We start from the raw sequence: 1,257 nt of genomic DNA, 5'->3' as shown, positions 1-1,257 counted from the left end.
TTAATTGAACCGGAAGTAAAAACTGCCATTGAACAGGCTTTCCGGAATATTCAAGAGGTACATCGTCGCCAAATGCCGGAAGAAACACTACTGGCAGAAATTGAAACCGGTGTCTTTGCCGGCGAAAAAATCTCTCCTATCCCCAATGTGGGTTTATACGTTCCCCGGGGCCGCGGTGCTTTTCCTTCGATGATGTTAATGTTAGCCATACCGGCAATGGTGGCAGGAGTGGAAAGAGTGGTGGTTTGCACTCCCCCCGATAAACAGGGCAACGTGGAGCCGGTTTCTCTGGTGGCGGCACGCATGGCTGGAGTCAGAGAAATTTATAAGTTAGGGGGCGTACAAGCGATCGCCGCTTTGGCTTTGGGAACAAAAAATATCAAAAGGGTTGACAAAATTACCGGTCCGTGCAGCGTCTATGGGGCGGCGGCCAAGCGGTTACTGTTCGGTACTGTGGATGTGGGTTTGCCGGCAGGTCCAAGTGAGTCGATAGTTTTGGCCGATGAGTCCACCGATGCCCGTTTAGCGGCCTTGGATTTATTAATTGAAGCGGAACACGGGGCGGATTCGGCGGCTTTATTAGTCACCCACTGTGAAGATTTGGCGATCGCTGCTAGTGAATATGCACAGGAATACCTGCAAAAACTCCCGGATTGGCGACGGGAATTCTGTGAGGCGGGTTTAGCCGCCTATGGGGGCATAATTTTAACCGATAGTTTGCAGCAATCCCTCGATTTTGTCAATGAGTACGCCCCAGAACATCTAGAGGTTTTAGTTAGTAATCCTTTTGCCATTCTGGGCAAGATTAAAAATGCTGGCGAAATTCTCCTGGGAAATCATACTCCTTCCTCTATGGCTACCTACGCCATCGGAGTCAATGCTGTGCTGCCGACAGGAAGTTTTGCCCGTTCCTATTCGGCGGTTTCGGTTTATGATTTTCTCAAGCGCTCCACTTTGGCTTATGTCACCCCTGAAGGCTTTGAAAAGTTAAAAGAAACCACGAAAACTTTAGCCGAGTACGAAGGTTTTCCCGCCCATAAATTAGCAATTCAACACAGGGAAATTTTACTCTAAATAGGGTTTGCGGCAAAAAGTTTTTCCGGGGGGTAGGGTGTGGGGTGTGGGGTGTGGGGTGTGGGGTTTTACCAGTTTTGAGGTGGCCAATTACCTAATTTTCAGGGAAAAAGTGCCTAAATTTCCCCCCGATCACTCCCATATCCAGTACTTTTTGATTGACAAAAGGTCTAAAAGTCTTAC

At 48.4% G+C, this 1,257-nt stretch carries 1 protein-coding gene; it reads left to right on the top strand.

Going from position 1 to position 1,257, the window contains the following annotated elements; all coding sequences use genetic code 11:
- On the top strand, positions 1-1,074 hold a 1,074-nt coding region (hisD, locus tag PX484_RS02675; protein ID WP_288102766.1), incomplete at its 5' end, for a histidinol dehydrogenase.
- Positions 1,075-1,257 lie beyond the last annotated feature (183 nt).

The sequence above is a fragment of the Microcystis sp. M49636_WE2 genome, from assembly GCF_030065375.1.
In the GTDB taxonomy this organism is placed as follows: Bacteria; Cyanobacteriota; Cyanobacteriia; order Cyanobacteriales; family Microcystaceae; genus Microcystis; species Microcystis aeruginosa_C.
Note: the sequence above shows the minus strand (reverse complement) of the source record. Positions and strands in the feature narration are given on the sequence as shown.